A 23,070-nucleotide genomic window follows, 5' to 3' on the forward strand; every position below is an offset into this window, starting at 1 on the left:
AACTTAGCCGGGAGCCTATTGGATTCCGTTGCAAGCGTAACGATGGGCTGGGTGAATGGAGTTACGTTTATCATCGCGAGCCAGATGATTTTGAGCGCAAGCATTTAGTGATAGAGCGCATCTTCGCAGAGTCACCAGCGCCGGTGGCAGTACCTGATAATCTGATTGAAACCGTTAAGAACATTTGGGTGAAAGGCAATTGCCGCCACTTCATGACCGATGCTGTTGCCACTCAGATCATTGATGCCTGCCGCGGCGACATGCAAGCCGAACCTGTAACGGCGGCTACGGTGCCGGAAGAGAAAGGATCATCACTGCAACTGCGAAACCTGATCCGCAAGCGCCACGCGGAATGGTCACAGAAAGCATTCGGTAATGTCGGCCCGGTTGGCCCGCTTAAACACCTTGCGAAAGAAGCCATTGAAGCCGCTGAAGCGCCGGATGATTTAAGTGAGTGGGCTGATATGCAATTCCTGCTGTGGGATGCGCAGCGTCGCGCCGGGATAAGCGACGCAGAAATCACCGCAGCGATGGAAGAGAAGCTGAAAGTGAACATGGCTCGCCAGTGGCCGGAACCGAAAGACGGTGAGCCGCGACTGCATATCAAGGCAGCGCCTGAGCAGGAGGCATAATGCCCAGCAAACTGAAGCTCCGCCGGCTGCGACGTTTGCGCGATGACCTGAACTGGTGGCGCGCTGAGGCACAGGACTGGAAAGAGATTGCGATCGAGCATCCCGACGAAATTGCCGCGCTGCATCGGCAAGTCTTTCGCGTTCCAATGCCGGTGCTTGTTCCTGCCCCGATCATGAAACTGGTGGCTCCGGTCACCAGCGAGCCTGTGATTTGTTTGAAATGTAACGACGGCGCCAGGTTTGGCTACTCGTCATGTGCGTACAGATTGAAATAACCGGTTGCAGCCGGTAGTGGAGAAATTATGGCGACAAGATATTTAACAATGAAAGACATGTGCCAATTAACCGGAAAGAGTAAACCGACCTTATGGAGAATGTATGCAAAGCGTGGGGAGTTTCCCAAGCCTGAGCGTACTGCAAGCGGGACGTTTCTGGGGTGGAGTGAAAAGGTTTATGAGGACTGGGTAAGCAGCAATAAAAGCGAGCCGTACTGAAATTTCTACCTGACCCGTTACCTGACCTTACATCGTGACGGGTTTTTCTTTACTTACATCTAACTGATTGATTCGTAATGGTACGCCCTACAGGATTCGAATAGATGAACCTTTCCCTTTGTTATTACTAATTTTTTATTTGTTCGAAAAACGTCGGAGCCCCCAATTAGGCCCCCAAACGCATTTCGCTGAAAACTTAAGCGATTTCGAATAGGTAGAATTGTAGCTACTAATTACCTTACCGCCAACATCCCAGGATAATGTCTGCTGACGATTGCACTCATCGCCCTCCACTAACCCAGGGCACTTAAAGGTGATATGCCCACTTCGCCCCACTACCCGTTAATTAATACATCATGATATTAGTAATACGCTCATTAGTAGTGAAAAAACTTTTGGAGTTTCTGATTTTCATTCATAGCGGTCCAGATACCAATGGGTCCTGACTGCTTCGTGCCAAGAGCGGGCCTTGCGAATGCAGCTATACATTCACGAAACAGAAGCCTGTCATGCTCGATTAAAATTAAATGAAGCAGTATACATGACAGTTTTTTTACCTTTCTGGTAATAATTTTGGAAAAGAAACTATGCCCGGCTTTGAGTAAGGCCCCTCTCCTTGCTTATAGTCTGTTTAGGACTGGGACAGTTGAAATGCCTTTAATAGGGTTGAGGCACATGACAGTAAGGCTTTCGATGCTGCGTATTTCTAGTCCAAGACTTACCAAGTATATCATACAGTAGTAAGCGAATAATTATGAAGATAAAGGATGGGTAGTGAGTCACAGCATCATGATTCCAAGTACTGTATTCGGCCAAGCAGGCTTAAGAGCAGGAATTATTGACATTTTGAATAATGGCATTGAGCAGTTGTCGATAGTAGCATAATCAAAAATAATGATATTGCTAACAGATTTTAAATAAAAAATCACTCATTCTTATCTTGGCAGATGATAATCTTGTCCAAAAACGTAATCACAAATAGAAAACGCCTACCATTAATGGTAGTAACAAGCAAACATTCAACTTCATATTAGATAACTCAATATTAACATTGTAATTTATAGAAAAATGTACAATCATGAAAAAGTATCAGATACCTTCGGGGGTTTTATGATGATTGATAGATTAGAACTTACTAAAAACATTCAATTCTATAATTTAATAATACCAGAAGATAATAAAAACAGAACAATAACAGACGTTGAAATAACTAATATCCTGGATGCTTCAGATGATAATATTGAACCTGGCAGTGATTATATATTTGAGGAATTTAGAGTTTATAAAAGATTAATTAAAAATGATATCCCTTATAGATATTCATTGCGAATTTTTCCCACACTAAGACCTGTTTATTTCATTGGAGAGATCGAAGGGGGAAAGAATTACCAAGATAAAATTTATGCTTTTATATTAATCCTTGAGTTTGATAACAGCATAGCAATAATAAAGAAAAGCTGCGCCAATATTTCAGAAAATATTGAAAGGAATTTTGATTTAATCTCGAGTAAGTTATTGGCTGACACCTTTAATGATTCTGATGTTTTATTCCAAAAAATAGCAACAAGAACAATAACCAATTCAGACAAGGCAATCAGAAATAGATCTGCAGAGTCAGCAGATCTTAAAGGCTCTTACTCCACTCATGCTGCTGGTAGGTCAATACCTTACTATTTGAAACTTAGGCAAGGTGCAATAATCAAGACAATATCTAGTTCAGGACGATTAGTAGAGGCTTCACAGAGAGTTAATTTCGATGAAATTACGACATGGTCTTATAACCAACTCTGTCTGATAAGGCAAGGTGGAGGAGTTAAAGATTTCCTCAATTCTTTTGCAAAGCAAAAAGATTTAAGTGAGGTTTTAAGTTCTACTGTACCAAATGCCTTATTAATAGAAAGCACTTCATTATATGAAAAGTTACAATCGGAAAATGCCATACTAAAATACAAATTACCTGATGGAACCGATTGTATTCTAGATGAAATACAAGTAAATCGGTTACTTCGTAAACTTGAAAAAGTTTATGAAATAAAACCTGATTTAACTATCCTAGCACCGCTTGGTAATGCCAGGATACGGAAAAACAACAAAACACTGACTATTGACTCGACCTTCCTAAAAAAAATAAAAGTCTCATACAACTCTAAAGATATAACTTTGCAAAGTTTTATTTTAAAAAATGGTTTCTACAGCATTACGTTTACTGACCCTTGCTATATGTATTTTATGGGTAATTGTTTCGAAGACTCTTCAGGCATATCCGAAATTAATAACATATTAGAAATGCTTGTCCCTAAAGATAATATAAAGAATGTCTCAAGTGAGAAAGGCTTGCTTTTAAGAGGCATAAATAAATTCCCTAACGATTCGATGTTTGACGTGGTGGAAAACATTCATAGTGGGGACGACTACATATTTTGCGATGATTTAGGGAATGAATGGGCAGACCATATCACATTTAACAAAGTGGAGTCATGTATTTGTTTTATTCACTCAAAGCATGGTGGCAAAAGCACATCAGCCAGTAAACTTCATGACGTTGTTGGTCAGGGAATAAAGAATCTTGGATATATGTATTTCAACACTACTGATTTCACTGCCAAAATAAAAAACAAACTTAATAAAAATTATATTGGAATTTACAAAAAGCAATCAATTCCAACCAAGATAAAAAAGATAAGAAAAGGTGACACTAAAAAAATTAAAAAATATCTTGACGACCTTTTTAAAGATGTTAAGTTGCATAGAAAATGCATTCTTAGCTGTTCGTTTTTATCCAAAAAAGAGATAGTACGGGAGTTTACTAATTTGCGTAGAAAAAAATCGGTTAAGCCTCATGTGATTCAACTACTATGGATCTTGTCTTCTTTTTCTCATGCTGTAAAAGAGGCCAATGTTGTTCCAATTATTTATTGCGACAACTAAAAAACATTTTTTAGAAAACGTTCTGGTTGCCTGGTTTTGCCTCTCATTGTGAGTTCAACGGGTCGATCCAACGCTATCCTTAATCAAGGGGAGACGTTTCTAACACATCGAGGTATGACAATCTACAAAAAGTAAGCCATCGCCAAAACGTACCAATGATTAACGTCAAATGACAATGAGGCCCGCCCCTCATTTCGCTATCTGTCTATGCATTAGTTAACTGCACAGTATCAGAAGTGCACATAACTCTAACATTATGACCACTAAAAATGGTCAGGTTATACTGGCCATTCGATAGAGTAAAATTTCACGAGGCATGACTTGGCAAAGTCAGGTTCAATCATGTTTGCATAGTCAATTAAGCCACGGAGGTGCATTTTTAGCCCCCATACAGAATCAAACTGTCGATTGAATGCGTGTTGTACAGGACCCATTTTTTCCAAATAGTAGAGATGTTGTCGAATGCTGTCTCTTGTATGTTTCGCAAGCCTTGGCAGCTCCGAATCTACGTTGAGTCCCAGTACAATCTTTTTACTGCTAGGAGGTACTATGGTAGTTTTTCTATATTGTGGCCTAAAACCGTATTTTGAAATTATTTGATAGGCATTAAAAATAAACTCCTTTGCTTTAGAACGATCAAATTTTTTATCTGTGGTTGAAAAAGTCAGATCATCACTATACCTTGTATAGATAAAACCATTCCTTTGAGCTAGAGTTAGTAGGGCTTTATCACAATCACTCATTATAAGATTTGCAAGGAATGGGCTAGTAGGGGCTCCTTGTGGCAAGTAACCAAGCAACTTTTGATTATAGAATGGAATAACATTATTGGGATTGAATGTTTTCCAGTTTGGAAAAGCTCCTCTAGGGCTCTCATTATGTGTGCCGACAGTACATATACGCGCTAACTCGAAAGCTACTAATGGTTGATAATTTAAAGTTCTAAAAATTCGGTAGACTTGGATTTCCGAAATCGAACTGAAGAAATCTTCAATATCAATTTTAATCAGCCACTTAGCACCACAATGACGAGATGCACATTTTTTGATTGAATTTCCTTTTTTAAAAGCTTGACTTGAAGAATGCACAGGCAGCTTCGCAAGAATATGCTCGCTGATCCAACGTTGAATATGCATTAACTTCGGAGTTGGAACATGAATAAATCGGCGATTACCAGATCGTTTCCGAATAGAAAACTTCTTATAAATTTCGAAGCGTTCAACGCTTGTGGTTGCGTTTCTCATAACAAAACCACGAAGCAGTTCATATTCAACGCCAGTACGCTTAGCCAAATGGTTCAGACTCAGAATAGAAGGTAAGTTGTTCTGTGAATAAATAAGAAGTTCGCTCTGGGTTATAGCTTTAATGAGAAGGGACTCTGAAAATCCCTTGGCTAATCCCTTTTTCTTGTAAATTTGAGAGGACCACATACAACTACTCCGATGCGTATGTCGCCGCAGGCGACGGCGCGCTCTGGTGACCCAAGGCTCACGCTGGAAGAGGCAGAGTGCGCCGTCTCCAGCCAAGCGAGGGCTCTTTCATAAGGCTCAGGAAATCCCTACCCCAACATCAACTTCGAATGATGTTGCAACTCTCAATCAGGCCAATAGGTAAGGTAGAGAGTTGCTCGTTGACACTAGTCATATGTAGTCTCTCTCAGTTGCCTAGGATAGTAGTAGTCAGAACCTACAGCAAGAGGATTTTTCAGGGAAACAGACGTGTTTTTTGCCGCAGACAATTCGGAAAGCCCTCGGCGAGTAATCCTTATCTCTGGCGTAAGAAATTTCCACTTAATACATTTTGAAAGAAGCAAATCACAGTCCTTCTGATTTAGCCCTGTGGCGTAGCTAATAGCCGAACGTTTCCGTTGCCCCTTTGCGACTAACCCTAATACCACAAGTATGAGGATACCAAGCTTTCCTCTGCGAGTGAGTGCACCAGACTTGGCCAATCGTAGCTGACCAACGTCATAAAGAGTTTGTACTGCATCACCACGCACTATTTCAAATGGGAAAACTGATGCAGTTGTACTATCAATAGTTCTGTTTGGAAAAATCCCTATCCACTCTCCGTTTTTGTCTTCTGTTGCCCACAAAATTGCCGGGGTGTTGTTTGGGCATCCGTGTTCAAAAATCAGCGAAGACATGCCTTTATTAAAACCCCACCAAACATGTTTTCTTTTTTTTAGAGCCTTTCGTCCGTATTTCTCACAAAGGTAAAGTAGCGCATCTCTTCTTTCAGCCTTAATTGGAAGAGTCTTAAATGTTGGCGAATCTCTATGTATAATTAACTCTGGTTTTGCTTTCAAACTCCCGAGCAATTCGATTCCCCGTTCTGTTGCAGAATACGCAACAACTTGGATTTTAATGTGCTTTGTTGACAACCATGAGACTATAGTTTTATCACGCCAAAAAGCATCAATAAACTCGTACACTCTTCTTCCAGACCCAATATAGTCATCAATAAATATTAAAGAGTCACACTGATGAATACGGAGGCGTTCTTTAGATGGATGGTTAAGTATTTTATTAGGGTTGGCTTTTGAAAGTTGTCTAATTATCTGTGCAACGATTGCTTCGCTACCCTGATCTGAAGTGGCTTCGACGGAGTTTACAGATTTGCCATCCTTACTTAAAATTGCCTGTTCAAAAAAGGGAATAACATGAGTGGAGAAAAAACCTTCATCGTTCTGTTTTTTTAATTCTCTTATCGCATAAAGACCTACCGGCCCATCAACTTTTGCTGAAGCCTCCATGATAAGATTTTCAAGGTTCCGACGAAACTCAGTGTGAGATACAAGTGTCAATGAATTGAGAAGAAGCTTCGCAACCTCCCGGTCTAATTCATCAAATTGATTTAACCATTTTTCCCCTTGTTGAGTGTAGACAAGTTTTCTCGCATCAGGCTGATTTTCTTTATCTTTACAAGATGTCGTTTTGCTAAGTTCCATGCTATTCAGTACCCATCATTTAGGAATACTACAGGTTTTGCTATATTATTGAATTATTCAGATTACTAGAATCATGTCCCTATGCAACAGGTAGCTGCAACATGCCTGCACACCGCTCATAGCTGCCATTCAAAGCGTTAATAATTTTTTCCACATGATGTCGGTTATTGAGAATGGTTTGACTATCCAACTGGTAGTGCATCCTTTCCAGTTCAACAAACTGATCGCGCTGATAGCGTGTGCAGGAATACGAATGGCGCGTAAAGCAGAGTGAAAAAGATGATCGATTAAACCGATCGATTGGTAAAAATTGATCTGCAAAATGAATTATCCGGCCAGGTTGTGTCTGTGCTAAATTCCCAAAAACTCATTTAACGTATTGTTTATTAATTCATTTCCTGTCTTCTGGCGGGCGGCCTTCTTTTGTCCTGCGGGCACGGCATGGGAATGCGACAGCAGGTGATGGAATGAAAAGGTGTGCCAGATGTAACAAGAAAAGAGGCGTTCTGGACCGGATTTTCGGGCTGGATAAAGAATTCTGCGATGACTGTCTGATGGTGGTTAACCTGGAAATAAGAGAAAAACAAGTTGTATCAAAACCAGCACGAAAATCACCGGAACGCTCTTCCTGATAATGTTTCTTACCCGGCAGGTTATTGCCCCTGATGGGGTGACAACTCTAAAGCTTCCCTCTGTTTAAATTCCCTTTGATCAATGAAAATCAACATCGATATCAGCGTCATCATTCCTGCCTTTAATGCGGCTGACAGCATCGGAGCTCTGGTCCATACACTGCTTGGCGAAACAACGCTCAGTACTGAAATCATTGTTGTGAATGACGGTTCAACCGACGAAACATGGACGGTACTCAGCGCCATTACAGATGAACGGCTTATTCTCATTCGCCAGGAAAATCAGGGTGTGTATGCTGCCCGTAATACTGCACTGGCGATTCACCGTGGCGAATGGGTGGTGTTCCTGGATGCGGATGACCGGGTTTCGGCAGATTTTCTGCAGGAGCGGCTGCGCACAGCCCGCGAAGTACGGGCCGATGTCGTCCTTTTCAATGCCCGGCATACAGACAGCGCCGGACATCTGCGGCATACCGTTCACCGCAGACAGCCTTACGGCCAGACGCTGACGGGGCAACAATGGATACGCCATTGCGTCAGTCAGAGGGAGTGGCCGCATTACCTGTGGCTGCAGATAATCCGTTCAGCGTATATCCGCGAGCATGACCTGAGATTCCAGGAAGGGAAAAGCCACAAGGATATTCTCTGGACGATAGAGCTTGCCGCCGCAGATGGCCGGTTTTATTTCTCTGACAGACAGGATTACTTCTGGGTGAATAACCCGGCGTCAATTACCCACCGCCCGGATTATTACGATATCCGCGCGTTCAGCTATAGCGACGTGATTGCAGATATTCTGGCACTCAGTACACAGATGCAGTACCGGTCTGTCAGACGAGCGCTGGTCAGGCATGCGCTGGTGGAAAGCCGTCACTTTCTGGGCCTGTACCGGCGCAGGGTGAGTGACCGGCAGGAGGTCCGGGCGCGTTTTCGTGCGCGGATAGACTTTCGCCATCTGGTACCCGGCGTGAGCAACCTGAGCGATGTCTTTTTCCTCCTGAAGCTGGCCCGCAATATTTATCTGCCAGGTGTCCGCAATACTCCCGCAGCCATTTCGCAGGGGCGGCGTTAATCCATGGATATCTCAACGCTTCTGGCACGATCGTGGCAAACTGCGACAACGGGTGACGATTCAGTTCGCTCTGCCAGGGATATCGTCGAACGCTGGTATGACAAAGGCGGTGACCTGACCCGACGGACCCGGCGATTTATGCTGCGGGAATGCCTGTGGATAGCCGCACATTACCGGGATACCGAAGCGGTACTCACCCGACAGTTCCGGCTGCTGGCCGTGTTACTGTATCTGGGCGGTTATTTTCCGAAAGGGAATGCCGGTGGCATGCTCCCGGAGAAATGTTTCATTTTACTGAACGCTCCGGAATTAAGCCCCATCCTGACAGACGATACGGCCCCTGATGTTCTGGCGGCGTCCTGCCACACCCTCTTCTACCTCAGACGGATATCTCCGTTAAGGTGTTACCGCCATACGCGCTGTCTGAGCGAACATCTGTTTCAACTAATGGAGATCTGATAAAAGCGCCAGTCTTTGTACTGGCACCTGAGGGGCTGATCGTTGACGGTGTCGGCGTCAACGATCAGGGCTAACGTCATTATTTCCCTCCGCTGAATCTGCCACCTGTGATGTCAGTAACGGTTTTATATCCCTTGCGGGTCATCTGCCCGGTAGCCTTCCGGGCGCGGAGCATATCAATGCTACCGATAAACGGAGACTGCTCTTTCACGCTGAAGCCGTGACGGTCAGTACGCACCAGATCGTACTTTTCCACGATAAAATTCACCGCGTCACACAGTGAGATACCCGCATCAATGTGCTTCTGGATCACACTGTCGTTGCCAAACGGTGTGTCGTTGAGGGTAAGGCCGTAGTGTTGCTCCAGCAGATACTCCAGTAATTTTTGCCAGATTTCGACTGATGACAGACGTGACGATGCCGCCCGTTGAGGGGACAGGGATTGTATTTGCATGGTTTGCACTCTTTGTTGGCTGGTTTGACGAAGGAAAAGCGTCCGGGATTTATGCGGTTGTTGCAGTTGTCGGGTAAATTACGATGTACAAATAGCCACAGGAACCGAGCGTATCGGCCTCACATATCAGCCCTTTTGCGTGGAGCGTAATGCAGCGCTGAATGCGGGGCGTGAGTTCGCTACTGGTCAGCATGAGCTTCATCTGTTTCATCAGTACCGGAAATGCCTGGTCCAGATGGCGTAAATCTGCGTCATTAAATGTCCCGGCAATGCTGGCGCGGTCAGCAAGGTAATGCAGGTGGTTACCCTCCTGTACCAACCGGGCACCAAAACACGGTGTGATGTTGCGTTTGAGGCCCCACCAGGGTTCCGCGATATTATGGTTGATTACACGGGTTGCTTTCTTCATGTAAGTACTCCTTAACGGTGAGTTAATTCAGGGTGACGCTGCGCAGGATCACATACGGACCGTTGCGGTCCTGTCGGCGTTCAGCAAACACGGCCAGCACACCCCGGATATCCTGCACTTCCCTGCCTTGGTAATGGCAGATATTGCCGGACCACTTTTATTTCCCGGTACAGAAGCGAAACAGCCGGGACTCAGAATGCTGGCGGTATATCGCCATTGCCTGACGTTTGCTGATGATTTTCATCGTTATTCTCTCCCTAAAGCCAGCCACGCTCGGCAAACGAGACGATGTCAATGCCTCCCACGACCAGGTGGTCCAGCAGGCAGATATCCACGAGTTTAAGTGCCTGCTTCAGATGGTCAGTGAGCAGCCGGTCGGCATTGCCGGGTTCCGCATAACCTGACGGATGATTGTGTGAAAGCACTATGGCAGCCGCGTTGTGTTTCAGTGCTGCCTTTATCACTTCACGGGGATGTACCTGTGTATGGTTGATGGTGCCGGTAAAGAGCGTTTCATGAGCAATAAGACGATGCTGGTTATCGAGGAAGAGCGCCATGAATACTTCGCGCTCCAGCGTGGCGAGCTGCAGACGAAGCCAGTCGCGGACCGCCTGGCTGGAGGTAAATGCAACGCCGGGCTCGCGTAACTGGCGTTCCAGTAAGGTCAGTGCACGTCTGATGGTGCGCTGTGTAGTGGGAGATATTTCCCCGCTGCCGGGGGGACACGTGGTGGTATTCATTTGCTTTTCCTGTCTGTTGACGTGTCGGGAGGGGATGTGTTGTACAGTTTCACGGCAACGACGAACCCGTCGTGCAGGGATTCAAACCATGACCAGATATGGAAGAGAGGGGTACCCGTCGGGAAATGCAGGAAGGGTTCGTCGGTCACAACCTCTCCGTCCTCCTCCCTGACCGTTGTTTTCCCCAGCGCATCCCACAGGGCATTAAGGCGAGACAGTTCATACGGCATGGCGGGAGGCTCAGTCGATAATGCGCATGATGGCGCTGCATTCCGGGTGATGCAGCGCATAGTCACGCAGGCGCCAGTAATGTTCCGTCATGGCGTCGCATTCCGTGCGGCATGCGTGATGACTGTAAGCGATAAGACAGACCGCAATCCCTGCAGCTTCGGCGCTCATACATGCGGCGTTGCCATTCATGGCGTTGAACAGCGACCAGAAGGCATCGTTGTCCGTTTCCGGAGCCATGAAGGCCCCGCCGTTGCTGAGAGAATAAAAACTCCAGATACCGCCGCTGTAGTCAGCGCAGAACCGGTCCATCCACGCAAAGACCTGCGGTTCAAGGGTTATCCACTGCGGGATGTTGCCAAAGTGCTGCGGCCAGAATCCCACACGCTGTTCGTCCGCTACGGGCGTGGCTGTCAGAGCAGGTGCAGAACCGTTATCGCCAGCCTGCAGAAGTCGCTGATTGTTATCGTTAATATTAATAATGTCGGTCATGTTAATTTTCCTTATGCATGGAGATGTTGAATGGAAGTGTCGGGCCGGGGGTTATTGCTGTGGCGTGTTGAGGGTGATTACCTGCCCAACAGGTCCATCATGTTTTCCGCCATCACCCAGAGCGCACGGTTTAACTTAACGTCGCCATCAATCCCGTTTACTGCGCGGGTATGGGTACGTTTACCCTGCGCGGTACGGCCACTTAGCCCGCCTTTCAGCAGGTTTTCCTGAATGCGCTGGTAAGTGGTCCACAGGTCATCGCTCTCGTCCTGCCTGCGGCGGGGTGCAAGAATTTGCGCTTCGGTTACTGGCTGGTAATCCTCCCCAAAACGATATGCCAGCGCCGCTTTAGCCAGCACATGCTGTGCGGGTGACGGGAGTTGCAGGGACTGCATGGCATCGCGTTTCTCTTCCACCCGGTCAAAGACGCAGAGAACCTCATAGGCCCCCTCAATCACCTTCCCGACAACATCCCCCCGGTGTGGCACGCGGATCTCGCCAAACGACTGTCCGCAGACGAGCGAATTGGTGCAGACACTCCGGAATATCCCCGGCAGTAACTGAAAACTTGATGCGCCATCGTGCGAATTCAGAATGATGATTTCCGGCACCTGCTGGCCGTTTATCTGACCGGCACGACGCAGGCGCAGCATATGCTTTGTATGTTCCCGTCGGCTCTGGTCGCGCACTCGTGACTGACAGGCAAAGAATGGCTGGAACCCTTCGCGTTTAAGGTTCTCCAGCAGGGTGATTGTGGGTATGTAGGTGTACTTCTCGCTTCTGGAGTCGTGCTTGTCTTCCCCGAAGACGCTGGGGACATGCTGCATCAGTTCTTCGCGGGTTAAGGGACGGTCACGGCGAATCTGGTTCACCCGACCAAAACGGCTGGCTAATCGCATGGTTGATTCCTCATCTGATTACTCTGATGGCATAAAAGCAAAAGCCCCTGCTCCGTGAGGAGGCAGGGGCTGGATGTGTTGTTCTCAATGAACGGATAGGTCGGGCGGGACTACAGCGTATCCAGAATCTTCAGTATCTGCGCCATCAGGGCGGTGATAAGTGCAGTGACCAGCAACGTGACCGCTTCCCGGGCTGTATCAATACTGCTGTCATCGTAGCCTGCCTGACGCAGGCGAATTTCAATATACTGCCGGGCCTGATGTCCGCCGCACCAGGTCAGTGTCTGGCTCAGGGCCGTCACCAGCATTTTCAGAAAGGTCATAGGGTTTGCTCCGGACTGCCTGGCGGCAGCCCTCTGGTGGAGTGAAGATTTCTTTGAGGAAACTGATACAGGAAAGTGGCTCAGTGGTAGGTGTAACGCCATCCCCCCTTATCCGTGGTGACGACGACTTCAGAAGCCACGCAGTTATTATAAAAATTCACTCTGACGGACTGCCCGTAGCGCAGGGCAGCAGGCAGAATGGTTTCCTTATTTTTTGAAGACAGGTACTTCTGGTTATCGATACGACAGTTACCGCGGTTCACGTCTATGTTTTCAACGTTGATACTGTCATCCAGGGAAGTGACCACAACAGTGACGTAGCGTGTTCCGGCAGGGTGAATATTGTTACTGGTTTCGACTTTAATCGGCGGGGCTGATGCAGCCATGACAGGGATGGAGAAGCAAAACAATACGGGCAATAAGCTCAGGTTGATTTTCATATCGGGTTCCTTGTTCTAACAGAAAGATGCGGGAGAGAATGTATGGGGGACAGTAAAGAACAGTATCTGCCGCGGTCAGAGTGACGCTTTCGAGACGCAGCCATGAGTGCCGAATTCTGGCAGGACGTTGCCTGCACCTTTTAGTGTGAACAGCGCGGGCAGGACGCCATTCCCGGTGATCTGCATCTGCTTACCGGTTCTCAGGGCATTCCAGGCCTGGGCCAGATTGTTATCCCCGCCCCGACTGTCGGACTCACTGATATCAATGGTTTCACTATCGTCAATCCGAACCTGAAGCGTTTTGCCGCTGTCCATGCTGACCTGATGTCCAGTGGTATCTGTGAAGATGATGGTGGCAGGTTGCGTGCCATCGTCCTCACAGGCCAGATAAAGCTGAGACTGGCCTTTCCCCTTGATAACAAACTCAGACACACCCTGAGCCCAGCCCCGGGTCCAGGTGGTTTGATTTCCGAAGGCCATTGCCACTGCTGGCACCAGCGCACAGGTCAGCAGTAAAGGGTGAATCATTTTTCTGTTCATTTTTAAGCACCTCTGGTTTTCATATAACGCCACCCCGAAAGGGTATGTGCATGATTTTTAATAGAAGACTGACAGCCATAAGCATCCCATTGGGATTTTATAGCTGCAAAAATGAAGGGGATAACGATGAAATTCGATCGAACCGATCGACAAAATAGATCGTGGTTCAGCAAAGATATTTACCGTAAACCTCGTCCGAGTTTATCGATGGTCGGTTTCACTTCAGGAGGGTGATATATACCTGAAAATTCATTGAAAAGGAGCTGATTGCATGCGTGGTGTTGGAGGGCGATCGCGGGTTATCGGGGGAGAGCGGCTGGCAGGATTCAGGCCATTTAACACGTGGTCAGATACGGTCATTTTGAATGACTTTTAGCACTGATTATTATATGAGTAATTAGGATTAACTTGAGAGTGGAATAATCGGTTTATTTACCCTGCGAACAGCCTAAATTAATATTTCTTTCTTCTATTGTGATTTTAATGTCATTAAGTCTTTGCTTGTCGGATTGGTAATATAACTATATAGAAGAATATTATTGCAAAGGTATTATTAGCAAGCTATTGCCATTGGGATAAGAAGTGTAATTGAGAGAGTGTTATTCTAAAGTTTCTGTTAGAGAATTATTCTTCTCATTGAGTATGATAGCACGCTGTTTGCCAGGTTCAATTGAAGGGTATTACATTCATAGTATACTCAGGCCTATACGCTCGACAGTCATACAGTGCTCCAGGTGGCCTGGTCACAAATCACCCTCGGATTACCTGCCACATACTCTCATTATTACTTAAAAGTAATTTATTACTCCAGACTTACATTTTATTGAACATAACTAACATCAGGACATCACTCATGAGTTTCAATACGCACAACCACTATCCATTGAATCGGAACCATGTTAAACGGATTCAGGATACCCTTAATAAATCACTTAATGAATATTCCCGTACATTAGTCCTGCGGGTCGATTTACGCTTACCTGAATTCAATGCCGTCTATTACAATGCCGACTCATCGCTAATTACACGGTTCATATCCTCCCTTAAGGCTCAGATTGAAGTAAATTTACTGAAAAGACAGAATGAGGGTAAACGGATTCATCCTTGTCGGATTCGTTATATCTGGACGCGTGAGTTCAGTGACTGTGGTAAGAAACACTATCATGTTGCATTACTCCTTAATCGTGAAAACTATGCGTATCCGGGTAATTACCGGCCAGTGAACGGTGAGTATTCACATAACCTAGCTTTAATGATTATGGAAGCCTGGGTACGGGCACTGGAGCTTAACCATTCGCAGTATTACTCACTGGTGGAATTTCCGGTAAATGGTTATTACCACCTCAGTAAAAACAGTGCTGATTTTACTACGCAGTACGAAGTGGTGACGAATCGTATTAATTACCTTGCTAAAGAGTACAGCAAGGACTATTCAGACGGACAGCGTAACTTTGGGTGCAGTCAAGACTGATTGCGTGTAAGTATTTTTTTACCAGTACAGCAGATGTTATGACAGAGTACCGGTGTGAAATTTGACACATTAACTCCGGTGCTCCTGTCTTCCCTTTCAATCAAGACAGAGAATTCCGTTATGACAATGCTGAATAATACTGGCCTGCTGAGCGACAAAATGGTCGATATGGTCTTTATCACTGAATTCACCGGGCTGAGTGATAAATGGTTTTATAAACTGATTTCACTGGGTGAGTTTCCTAAACCGATTAAACTGGGGCGTAGGTCACGCTGGCTTAAAAGTGAAATCGAAGCCTGGGTGCTGGAGCGTATTGCAAACTCTCGTGGTCATGAGGGTTAACATCAGCTTTATAAAATAATGTGTATTTGTCCTTAAATATAACATTTCTGTAGAGTCAGTATCGTCTGACGAATGAAAATATTTTCATTTAAGGCTTTCGATTAGACTTCACACATCCATTTCCCCTGGTTTGCTGCCACAGCCTGCGCCCTCGCATCTGCATACTTTTTAATCTAAACCTGCATTGAGTTAATAAATTAATGATTAAAAATCCGCTAAAGAAGGTGTTTTAGCGGATTTCATAAAATTAATTTACAGGTTTTTAATGAAAAATGGCCATTTTATGTACTGACACTATGCGGCGCACGGATCTTTCATATGAAGTAGCTACGCTTTCGTTTTTTAATTCGTGTTTAACCTGATATCATCAAGGTCAATGTAAAAGCTCGGGGTTACAGGCGTAGAGTCCGCTTCTATAATATTGGCAGACATCTTGTTTCCAGGCATGGGGTAAATGTCTTCATGGTTTCTCGCAACGAGCATGATTGTTCCATTAAGTGTATCCATACGGATTTTTACATCGCCCTGGCCGATTAAATGATTTAACACTGGCGTGAGTTTTTCTGTTCTGCGGAGATTATTAGGGCCTAATTGTTCAATCTCACTGAATGTGATAAAGCGGCTATTCTCGCTTTTAATGCAGCCATTTAAAATAAATCGGTATAACTTTTTAACGTCCTGAATGAAACGAAGGCGTTCTGGCGTGTAAAAGAAGATCCGGTTAATCATACTCAGGTACCAGTCGATAATTTCCGTGCAGTTTTGAATGATGTCTTCATTGATTTCGTCCGCGCATTCGTTACTCAGATGCTGGAGAATAGCGGCCAATCGTAATACGTTAGCGCTGGCTTTTGCCGCGAAATCACGAATATAATAAAACTCTCCTGTTGGTACCATTTTTAGCAATAATTGCTCCCGGTGTTTTTCCCAGAGTGTCGTTGCTGCAGGGGAGAGTCTCAGTTGTTTTCTGGTTGTAGTTTGTTCATCAATTCTGGTTTTCTTCTTATCCAGAAGGTCATTCAATAGATGGTAGAAGTTATTTATCGCAGGCCAGGTAATTTCAGTGGGAATAGTACCTTCAGCAAAGTGTTTCAGATCGTCAATTCTGGAAAACAAAAATCGCGACAGAAAACCGCTCTCTTTGAAAACGTCGCCGTGGGCTTCCATAAAACCATCAAAGATCGCCGTTTGTGTCATCAGAGAGGCGGTTAAGCAGGGCGTAAAATGACAGTCTGTTTTACCTGCACGTCGAAAATGGTAGGGGCTGCCGTCCCAGGCATTGTTTAAAAATCCTATTTTACTTTTTGGCCTGCTGCCAAAATAGGTAATGGCTTCATCAGTAATAAGCCCTGCGTCAGAATACTGGCTGAGCCCCTGAATTAAATCGGTTGCTGAGGTATCGTTATAAATAATCTGAGGAAGTACCGGAGGATGAGGTTTGATTATGTTATGTTTCTCAAGTTCCCATGATTCAGATTCACCAGAATAGTTCCTGTCAATAGCTTTGTTCAGATTCCTGACAAGTGCTTTTCGCTTACATTTCCAGATTTCAAATTTTGCATCAAATGCTGACATTTGTTTGAGGTGCTCAAGCCGCATTTTCTCGTCAAAATCATAAAAGGGTTTCATCACCCTGTTTTTGATTGTTGATTTTCCGGCCCCGGATTCAGCGATGGTAAAAAAATAAAGAGAGCAAGGCTCAGGAACACTGGTATGAGGATGAATCACTTCAATAAGGGACTGGCATGCCAGGGAAGCCGCGCTGAGGATGATATTCCCCGTCAGTTCATCCGGAATACGCGTATTACGGTGTAGTTCCTTAAGCGGCTCAGATAATACCGCAGGGAAAAGATGTTCGGGATAAAGGGGCAACGGCTGCTCATTTGCAAATTCTGAGCGCTCTGGCCGGGGAGAGCGTTTGACCCACTGAAAATCACTTTTCTTCACGTTGTCTTCCTTTTTGAATGGTAAGCGAAGCATAAAGCAAAAAATTACGAGTCGCTAAACCATTTTCAGACTGGATAACGGGGACATCATGTCTCAAGCGGGGTTTATCACGTGACAATCCTGAGCGTGGAACAACTGCATAACGCCGTTGCTCGGGGAAAGGTTACAGGGCAGGCTGGTGGGAAGAAAAGCCCCGAAGGGCTTTAGAGGGTGGTTGCCATCAGGCCGCACGTCAGTGATCGGGATTTCCTTTGCTGGTATTTCTGACCCTCACCACAAGAGGTGGAATGACCCCGGTCCGGTAGACAGTTTCTGACCTCACGGTGAGGCCTTTTCGAAGGTCTCCGGGCTGACGCCACCGAGATGACGTACACCGTCAGTTACGAGTTAACGCAATGGGATGCCAGGGCATATTGCGCACAGTGGATCACCTCACCGTATTGCGTGGCCACACAGCAACCCCATGGACCGTACTTAAGGATCATCTCTGGAATTTCGCGTTGGAGGTACGCCATGCGCGATCGCAGGTTCGCCGAAATACTGTTTGCCGGCACAATGCAGAATCCGCTTTTACCTTCAAGACCAGAAACCCGCTTTGTTCAGTCACGGACTTAACCTGTTAAAATAGCCCGGCTTGTATAAGCAGGTGGGCCTCGGTTGTACTCATGACTCCGTTGATGGGTATAATGGCCGAATATAGCTACAACTACACGCGGTCGCCCATTTTTCCCTTTAATGCTTTCAATTTCTTGCGGTCATGCGCAGGATGCGCGGTGGGAAAGTGCTTAAGATCATTTGTAATCATTAAAATGAGCTTTCTCATTATGATTGCAACAAAAAAAGGTTTATCTTGTTAGATATTATTTGCGTAACAAGAAAAAAATTAATTTTAACAAATCTCATGAACGATTATTTTAGCCTATTAACTATTTTCTTCATTTTATCCTGCTTAGTGCTTTTTGTCTGGTCAAAGGTAAACACGAAGGACTATGGGCTTTTTCTGGTTAAAAAAAAGTCGGGTAATAAAAGTACGATTTACATGAAATTATCAAAATGTCCAACTAGCGAAATGGCTGCTGCAACGCTCTTCCTAGAATTAAGGACGTTGCTCCGACAGCTTCATCAAGAAGGACGTAAATCAGTAGATTTTGAAACTCATATGATTCGTAGAAAAAATGAGAAGAAGTTCATGGCTTTTTTGAAATCAGAAAACTACCTTTGCGAGCACCTTTCTTATAGAAAAACACTATGGGTTCACTCTGCCACGATGAGAATTCTCATATTACTTAGCCATCGCAAACACGTAAGGATACATTCTGAATCAGCAAGGATAACTATAAACCTGCAATAAAAAACCGCCAACTGGCGGTTTTCTTTATGGCTAAAAACTTTCTGACGTTGACGGTTGAATTACAGGTATAAATTCTCTATGTGTTTTTTCGAGATAAGATGTTGCATCATCTCGCGTTGCCTCTAGATTAAGCTGCTTACTAAAAAAATTCAATTTCGCCCTTGCAGCATTTAAAACCTCCGCCCAAGTCAGAACCCATACTTCAACATTTAGTTCAGCATCGTCCATCGTTTTACCTTTAGGCCATCCGCGTTGGTGCGCTCTGCGCTCAGCATGCTCATCAATCGAGTTAGACACCGCAATGAACGTCCATTTTGATTTTGAATGGTCAAAACGCTCATCTGCTGAAACTGATAATGCATACTTTTCCACCTGGCCTATGACATCATAATTAATTTTTTGCGAAGGCCGCTTCAGCTCTACAACCAAATATTCAGTGTATCCCTCATAGGGCTGACGGCATTTTGCAAACATTAAATCGACTCGCCCTTGGCGCCCATCAGGTAGCAACACAGACTCGCTTGAATCTTCATCACATCTATTCCCTAAATGTTTGATATGTTTCCTTAATACCTCTTCGAGCCAATCCTCGGAACCAGCTAAAAAGAAGTCTTCACGGAAAACCCAAGCTTCTTTTTCAAGGATTTTATGTAGCTGGTCTCTCTCTAGGAGAGATTTCTTCGTTTCCCGGTCATGCAACAAATTGTCCAAACCATTGAGGAAATCAATTCGGTCAGAAACAATCCTTGAAGCGCTAATTATAGATGACAAAGTTGTCCTCTCCAGCAATGAGGCAAGTTCATCTTGCTCTTTTGCCTTCAAACCAAGAACTTCAGTGATAATTTTTTTTACTGATGACGGGTTCTGTTTGATCGCTTGCGATAACAGTAAAAAGGTAAACTTCTTGGTCTTTTTATCCGCATTTTCAAAGCTTTTTAGGTAGCTCTGGACATTCACAGCGAGGATATCGAACACTTTTCTTTCAACGACTTGCGTAGGGTCAGCTGAGCAATCATCCGTATAGGGGTAAATATCCTCAGCCTTCCATACATCGATTACTTTTGATTTCTCAGTGAAAGCCTTGTCAATGAAGTGAATTCTTGCGCGTTGAATTATTGCATCTTTAACAGCCTTAACCTCTGGAACTAATTCAACAAGGGATACTTCATTTTTGTCACTTAAAGTTTTAAATAAATCACATTTTGCATATAACGTAAAATCATACCCTGGAGCGCGTACTATATTCCCCAGCGCTTCCTTATATAAAGAGAAGCCAAGTAAATCACAATAATGTAATTCTCGTTGGACTTTCCGATTCCATTCAATAACCGTCAAAGATGCATTTGCGAATGAGCCATCAGGAAGTTGAACTCCGCCGATATCATAATCTTTTTTATCTGACCACGCATTCATTGGAGAAACACTGACCCCATTGAAAGTAATTTTTCTTCTAGGGTACTCGGTAAGAAATAACGCAAACTCCATAATTACATCATCCAGAGCTTCATCCGAGAGAAGAAGATCCGAATTTTTACTTACGTTAATTATCTCTACCTGTGTTCCACATCTAACATCTTCAACCACCAGAGGATCACTTATAGTGAAGTCATTAATCCTATTGGCGTCAGTAGAAATTGTGTATTGGTAATGGATGCCGTTTTTCTCATAGACAGTTTTCCAGTGGACTTGCTGCCCTAGAGAAAGTGATTTAAACCTGCCCCGGCCATACTGACCATGCAGGGAGCGATCGCCATCTGCTTTTGCCCGCTTCTTCCATGATTCACCGAGATTACCAAAAAAATCTGTAACTTTGTTGTGATCTATACCAGTTCCCCAATCATTGATGAGAATAGATTCAATCGAGCCAAAAGCTAAGTCTTTGTTAAGAATGACTTCAACTTTCTCAGATTTGGCATCAAAGCCATTCCATATTAGTTCGCTTAATGCCGTAACAGGCTTCGAGTGAGCTAAGCCAGTGAGAAAATCAGCACCAGCCTTAACGGTGATTCTCGACATACGTATTCCTTAACATGATGTTTTAGGAATACTGCCACAACATATCTTAATCACTAAGAAAAAACGTATTTATGGATGGGGAATTTGATCTTCATGAACAAATCCTTCGTTGAAATCACCTGCTTTCAAAATAGATACGCTCAGTCTGACTGATCGGCATTCTAGTGAAGTGGTCGACGAAAGTTGGCCACAACATGAGAGTTCTTTTAGACCCACCATACATCAGCTACTGGCACGCAGGGGCATTTATACGGGTAACCCGCCAGGCCGGCTTATCTATGCAGTTATAACAATAATGTGTTCTATTTCGTTCAATAAAGGCAATAATCCTTTTTCAGCAAGAATAATCCTTCATTAGTGCCATTATAGCATCAATCCTGTTGGTCTTTATCAGAGATCCGAAAAACCCAAGAAACGGATCTGTGGTACCTGAACAGGATATGTGGCAAAAAATATGTCAATATTTACGAAGCAAGTTCTATGACTGAGGAAGGACAATGGCTGCGGGACTTCTTAAAGAACCGACGAATATCTGGGGGTTTTTGTCACTGGGTTGGCCCTATATCGGGGCACTCTCAGTAGTTTGGTTGACACATATACTGGCCAGACGTCGCGAAATAATGGCGATTAAAGATAAAGCGAAACTTGAGCAGGAGAAAACTGACAGAGAGCAGGCAGCAGAGCTGTGTTTTATAGGTTCGCAACTAATATTTATTCTTGAATCTTTTGCTGTCAAGTGTACTGATGTAGCCATTGATAAAGGGAAAAAAAAAGAGAACGATGATCCGAGGGCTCAGGTTGTGATTATTCCAGGAACAGAGATCCCGGAAATCAGTCTGGCCGGAGTGGAAGGAAACTGGCGGGTGCTGCAGGCATGGGATATGTACCGTATCATGGAGCTTCCCGGGATGCTTCTTGATGCCCGTATACATATAGCGAATAGCTCAGAACACCTTTTCTACGGTGCTGACAGTGCTGAACTGCTTCGCATCCGGGCCCGTTATACTACCCCGCTGGGCCTGCGTGCATCTTCCCTGGCAAGACGTCTTCGCCAGCAGTGTGGTTTTCCGGAATCACCTCTTTCAGAGGGGCCACATTCGGTAACTCTAGTTCTTCTCAAAGAACGAAAGCGCCATGTAATGCAGGGGTTGTCTGAACTCACCGAGTCAGCTATTTAATACTGTTAATATTTTCCAGGAAAAGGAAGGCGCATACCGGGAAAAGTGGAACAACATCCAGCCTCAATCTGTATACACCGGAACTGTATTATCTGACCCGATAGAGTGAAAATATCCGGCTGGCGTACTCAAACACCTGTGACTGGTTTTGGTTTTCCGCTGCGGATATCACTACGTTTCTGAATCGCCACGGGTTTAATAGCCACCTCAGAGTCATTTAAAATGGCTTAAAGAGAGGAGCCCATGAGCGGTAAGCGCTATCCCGAAGAGTTTAAAATTGAAGCAGTCAAACAGGTTGTTGATCGTGGTTATTCTGTTCCCAGCGTTGCAACACGTCTCGATATCACCACCCACAGCCTTTACGCCTGGCTTCAGCAGCCGCATTCACAACGCCATCAGGTAGACCTGAGACTGACAGGACAGATTAAACAGTTCTGGCTGGAATCGGGATGCGCCTATGGTTGTCGCAAGATCCATCTGGATCTGCGGGGCAGCGGACAACAGTGCGGAGTCAACAGAGTCTGGCGACTGATGAAACGTGCCAGGATAAAGGCTCAGGTCGGATACCGGAGCACGCGGGCACGTAAAAGCCAGGCCAGTATCGTGTCACCCAACAGGCTCGAGCGACAGTTCAATCCGGATGCTCCGAATGAGCGTTGTGGAGCTTTTGCGTCTTGCCAGTGATGAAAATTGTCTGCGGCATCAGGTGTTTTGGCATACATGGCAGGGACCACTGAGCAGGAACAGCAAAGCAATAATATTACTCTGCCGGATATTCTTGAAGCGGTTCAAGATTATCTTGCTGATAACCTTGAAGACTTTGAAACTCCTGAAGCCTTTGTTACAAAAGAATTGCCACTGAAACTTTTGCAATTGCATGATCTTTTTAACCGATATTTGGAGCTGGGTGTCGAGCAGGCAGCAAAAGGGCGAAAAGGATTTGAGCGCAACCGCCACACTGGTTAGCCATCTCAATCGCTACTGCTCAGTCGCCAAATTTAAAGCCTCATGTTTGCGCTGATTGCAAGCAACTACTGTTATTAAGTGTATTAGCTTAGATTTGACCTGACACA

The 23,070-nt window shown here is 44.9% G+C and carries 22 protein-coding genes and 3 pseudogenes; 10 read left to right on the forward strand and 15 right to left on the reverse strand.

The features are described 5' to 3' along the window. Nucleotides 1-323: 323 nt before the first annotated feature. The 3 genes and pseudogenes from ACFX4O_RS03545 to ACFX4O_RS03555 all read left to right on the forward strand — a co-directional run. A pseudogene (locus tag ACFX4O_RS03545) lies at nucleotides 324-608 on the forward strand (dATP/dGTP pyrophosphohydrolase domain-containing protein); the annotation flags it as partial. Between the two features lie 23 nt (nucleotides 609-631). Continuing rightward, nucleotides 632-907, forward strand: a complete 276-nt coding sequence (locus ACFX4O_RS03550; RefSeq protein ID WP_380207313.1) for a hypothetical protein — start codon at nucleotides 632-634, stop codon at nucleotides 905-907. 1,329 nt (nucleotides 908-2,236) lie between these two features. Beyond that, nucleotides 2,237-4,054 (forward strand): hypothetical protein, encoded by a 1,818-nt coding sequence (locus ACFX4O_RS03555; RefSeq protein ID WP_380207315.1) that lies wholly within the window; start codon nucleotides 2,237-2,239, stop codon nucleotides 4,052-4,054. Between the two features lie 278 nt (nucleotides 4,055-4,332). On the opposite strand, the gene ACFX4O_RS03560 is transcribed toward ACFX4O_RS03555, so the two are convergent. Then, entirely contained in the window at nucleotides 4,333-5,484 is a 1,152-nt protein-coding gene (locus ACFX4O_RS03560; protein WP_380207317.1) for a reverse transcriptase family protein, read from the reverse strand. Between the two features lie 206 nt (nucleotides 5,485-5,690). Continuing rightward, a complete protein-coding gene (locus tag ACFX4O_RS03565; RefSeq protein WP_380207319.1) occupies nucleotides 5,691-7,004 on the reverse strand; it encodes a hypothetical protein in 1,314 nt (437 codons plus the stop codon). 714 nt (nucleotides 7,005-7,718) lie between these two features. Here ACFX4O_RS03565 and ACFX4O_RS03570 point away from each other — a divergent pair. After that, on the forward strand, nucleotides 7,719-8,708 hold the full coding sequence (locus ACFX4O_RS03570) for a glycosyltransferase (protein ID WP_380207321.1): 990 nt from the start codon (nucleotides 7,719-7,721) through the stop codon (nucleotides 8,706-8,708). Between the two features lie 3 nt (nucleotides 8,709-8,711). After that, on the forward strand, nucleotides 8,712-9,167 hold the full coding sequence (locus tag ACFX4O_RS03575; RefSeq protein ID WP_380207323.1) for a hypothetical protein: 456 nt from the start codon (nucleotides 8,712-8,714) through the stop codon (nucleotides 9,165-9,167). Nucleotides 9,168-9,246: 79 nt separating this feature from the next. On the opposite strand, the gene ACFX4O_RS03580 is transcribed toward ACFX4O_RS03575, so the two are convergent. From ACFX4O_RS03580 to ACFX4O_RS03630, 11 genes and pseudogenes are all read right to left on the reverse strand, one after another. Then, the gene (locus ACFX4O_RS03580) at nucleotides 9,247-9,621 is read right to left on the reverse strand and encodes a TA system toxin CbtA family protein (protein ID WP_380207325.1); all 375 of its coding nucleotides are present in this window, start codon (nucleotides 9,619-9,621) and stop codon (nucleotides 9,247-9,249) included. Between the two features lie 49 nt (nucleotides 9,622-9,670). After that, a complete protein-coding gene (locus tag ACFX4O_RS03585; RefSeq protein ID WP_380207327.1) occupies nucleotides 9,671-10,030 on the reverse strand; it encodes a type IV toxin-antitoxin system YeeU family antitoxin in 360 nt (119 codons plus the stop codon). A 22-nt stretch (nucleotides 10,031-10,052) separates the two neighbouring features. Beyond that, a pseudogene (locus ACFX4O_RS03590) lies at nucleotides 10,053-10,274 on the reverse strand (DUF987 domain-containing protein). Nucleotides 10,275-10,287: 13 nt separating this feature from the next. Beyond that, nucleotides 10,288-10,770, reverse strand: a complete 483-nt coding sequence (radC, locus tag ACFX4O_RS03595; RefSeq protein ID WP_380207329.1) for a DNA repair protein RadC — start codon at nucleotides 10,768-10,770, stop codon at nucleotides 10,288-10,290. Then, nucleotides 10,767-11,000, reverse strand: coding sequence for a hypothetical protein (locus ACFX4O_RS03600; RefSeq protein WP_380207331.1), 234 nt, complete (start codon nucleotides 10,998-11,000; stop codon nucleotides 10,767-10,769). The genes radC and ACFX4O_RS03600 overlap by 4 nt, the downstream gene beginning before the upstream one ends. Nucleotides 11,001-11,010: 10 nt before the next feature. Continuing rightward, nucleotides 11,011-11,490 carry an antirestriction protein gene (locus ACFX4O_RS03605; RefSeq protein WP_380207332.1) on the reverse strand — a complete coding sequence of 160 codons (480 nt, stop codon included), beginning with the start codon at nucleotides 11,488-11,490 and terminating at the stop codon, nucleotides 11,011-11,013. 77 nt (nucleotides 11,491-11,567) lie between these two features. After that, nucleotides 11,568-12,389 carry a DUF932 domain-containing protein gene (locus ACFX4O_RS03610; protein WP_380207333.1) on the reverse strand — a complete coding sequence of 274 codons (822 nt, stop codon included), beginning with the start codon at nucleotides 12,387-12,389 and terminating at the stop codon, nucleotides 11,568-11,570. A gap of 110 nt (nucleotides 12,390-12,499) precedes the next feature. Further along, nucleotides 12,500-12,712, reverse strand: coding sequence for a hypothetical protein (locus ACFX4O_RS03615; RefSeq protein ID WP_380207334.1), 213 nt, complete (start codon nucleotides 12,710-12,712; stop codon nucleotides 12,500-12,502). A gap of 80 nt (nucleotides 12,713-12,792) precedes the next feature. Continuing rightward, entirely contained in the window at nucleotides 12,793-13,152 is a 360-nt protein-coding gene (locus ACFX4O_RS03620) for a hypothetical protein (protein WP_380207335.1), read from the reverse strand. Between the two features lie 75 nt (nucleotides 13,153-13,227). Then, the gene (locus tag ACFX4O_RS03625; RefSeq protein WP_380207336.1) at nucleotides 13,228-13,692 is read right to left on the reverse strand and encodes a hypothetical protein; all 465 of its coding nucleotides are present in this window, start codon (nucleotides 13,690-13,692) and stop codon (nucleotides 13,228-13,230) included. Between the two features lie 2 nt (nucleotides 13,693-13,694). Next, nucleotides 13,695-13,865 (reverse strand): hypothetical protein, encoded by a 171-nt coding sequence (locus ACFX4O_RS03630; RefSeq protein WP_380207337.1) that lies wholly within the window; start codon nucleotides 13,863-13,865, stop codon nucleotides 13,695-13,697. Between the two features lie 680 nt (nucleotides 13,866-14,545). Between ACFX4O_RS03630 and ACFX4O_RS03635 the strand changes: the two genes are divergently transcribed. Together ACFX4O_RS03635 and ACFX4O_RS03640 are read left to right on the forward strand one after the other, a co-directional pair. Continuing rightward, the gene (locus ACFX4O_RS03635; protein ID WP_380207338.1) at nucleotides 14,546-15,163 is read left to right on the forward strand and encodes an inovirus Gp2 family protein; all 618 of its coding nucleotides are present in this window, start codon (nucleotides 14,546-14,548) and stop codon (nucleotides 15,161-15,163) included. Between the two features lie 126 nt (nucleotides 15,164-15,289). Next, entirely contained in the window at nucleotides 15,290-15,505 is a 216-nt protein-coding gene (locus tag ACFX4O_RS03640) for a helix-turn-helix transcriptional regulator (protein ID WP_380207632.1), read from the forward strand. Nucleotides 15,506-15,847: 342 nt separating this feature from the next. On the opposite strand, the gene ACFX4O_RS03645 is transcribed toward ACFX4O_RS03640, so the two are convergent. Then, entirely contained in the window at nucleotides 15,848-17,452 is a 1,605-nt protein-coding gene (locus tag ACFX4O_RS03645) for a YfjI family protein (RefSeq protein ID WP_380207339.1), read from the reverse strand. Nucleotides 17,453-18,833: 1,381 nt separating this feature from the next. After that, nucleotides 18,834-20,819, reverse strand: coding sequence for an ATP-binding protein (locus ACFX4O_RS03650; protein WP_380207341.1), 1,986 nt, complete (start codon nucleotides 20,817-20,819; stop codon nucleotides 18,834-18,836). Between the two features lie 497 nt (nucleotides 20,820-21,316). Here ACFX4O_RS03650 and ACFX4O_RS03655 point away from each other — a divergent pair, with 497 nt between their 5' ends. The 3 genes and pseudogenes from ACFX4O_RS03655 (at nucleotide 21,317) to ACFX4O_RS03665 (ending at nucleotide 22,963) form a co-directional block, all read left to right on the forward strand. Beyond that, nucleotides 21,317-21,997, forward strand: coding sequence for a hypothetical protein (locus ACFX4O_RS03655; RefSeq protein WP_380207343.1), 681 nt, complete (start codon nucleotides 21,317-21,319; stop codon nucleotides 21,995-21,997). Nucleotides 21,998-22,240: 243 nt separating this feature from the next. Then, nucleotides 22,241-22,651 (forward strand): annotated as a pseudogene (locus ACFX4O_RS03660) (IS3 family transposase); the annotation flags it as partial. A 66-nt stretch (nucleotides 22,652-22,717) separates the two neighbouring features. Then, the gene (locus tag ACFX4O_RS03665) at nucleotides 22,718-22,963 is read left to right on the forward strand and encodes a hypothetical protein (RefSeq protein ID WP_380207345.1); all 246 of its coding nucleotides are present in this window, start codon (nucleotides 22,718-22,720) and stop codon (nucleotides 22,961-22,963) included. The last annotated feature ends 107 nt before the right edge of the window (nucleotides 22,964-23,070 follow it).

This window comes from Kosakonia sp. YIM B13571, assembly GCF_042788095.1.
GTDB lineage: Bacteria > Pseudomonadota > Gammaproteobacteria > Enterobacterales > Enterobacteriaceae > Kosakonia > Kosakonia quasisacchari.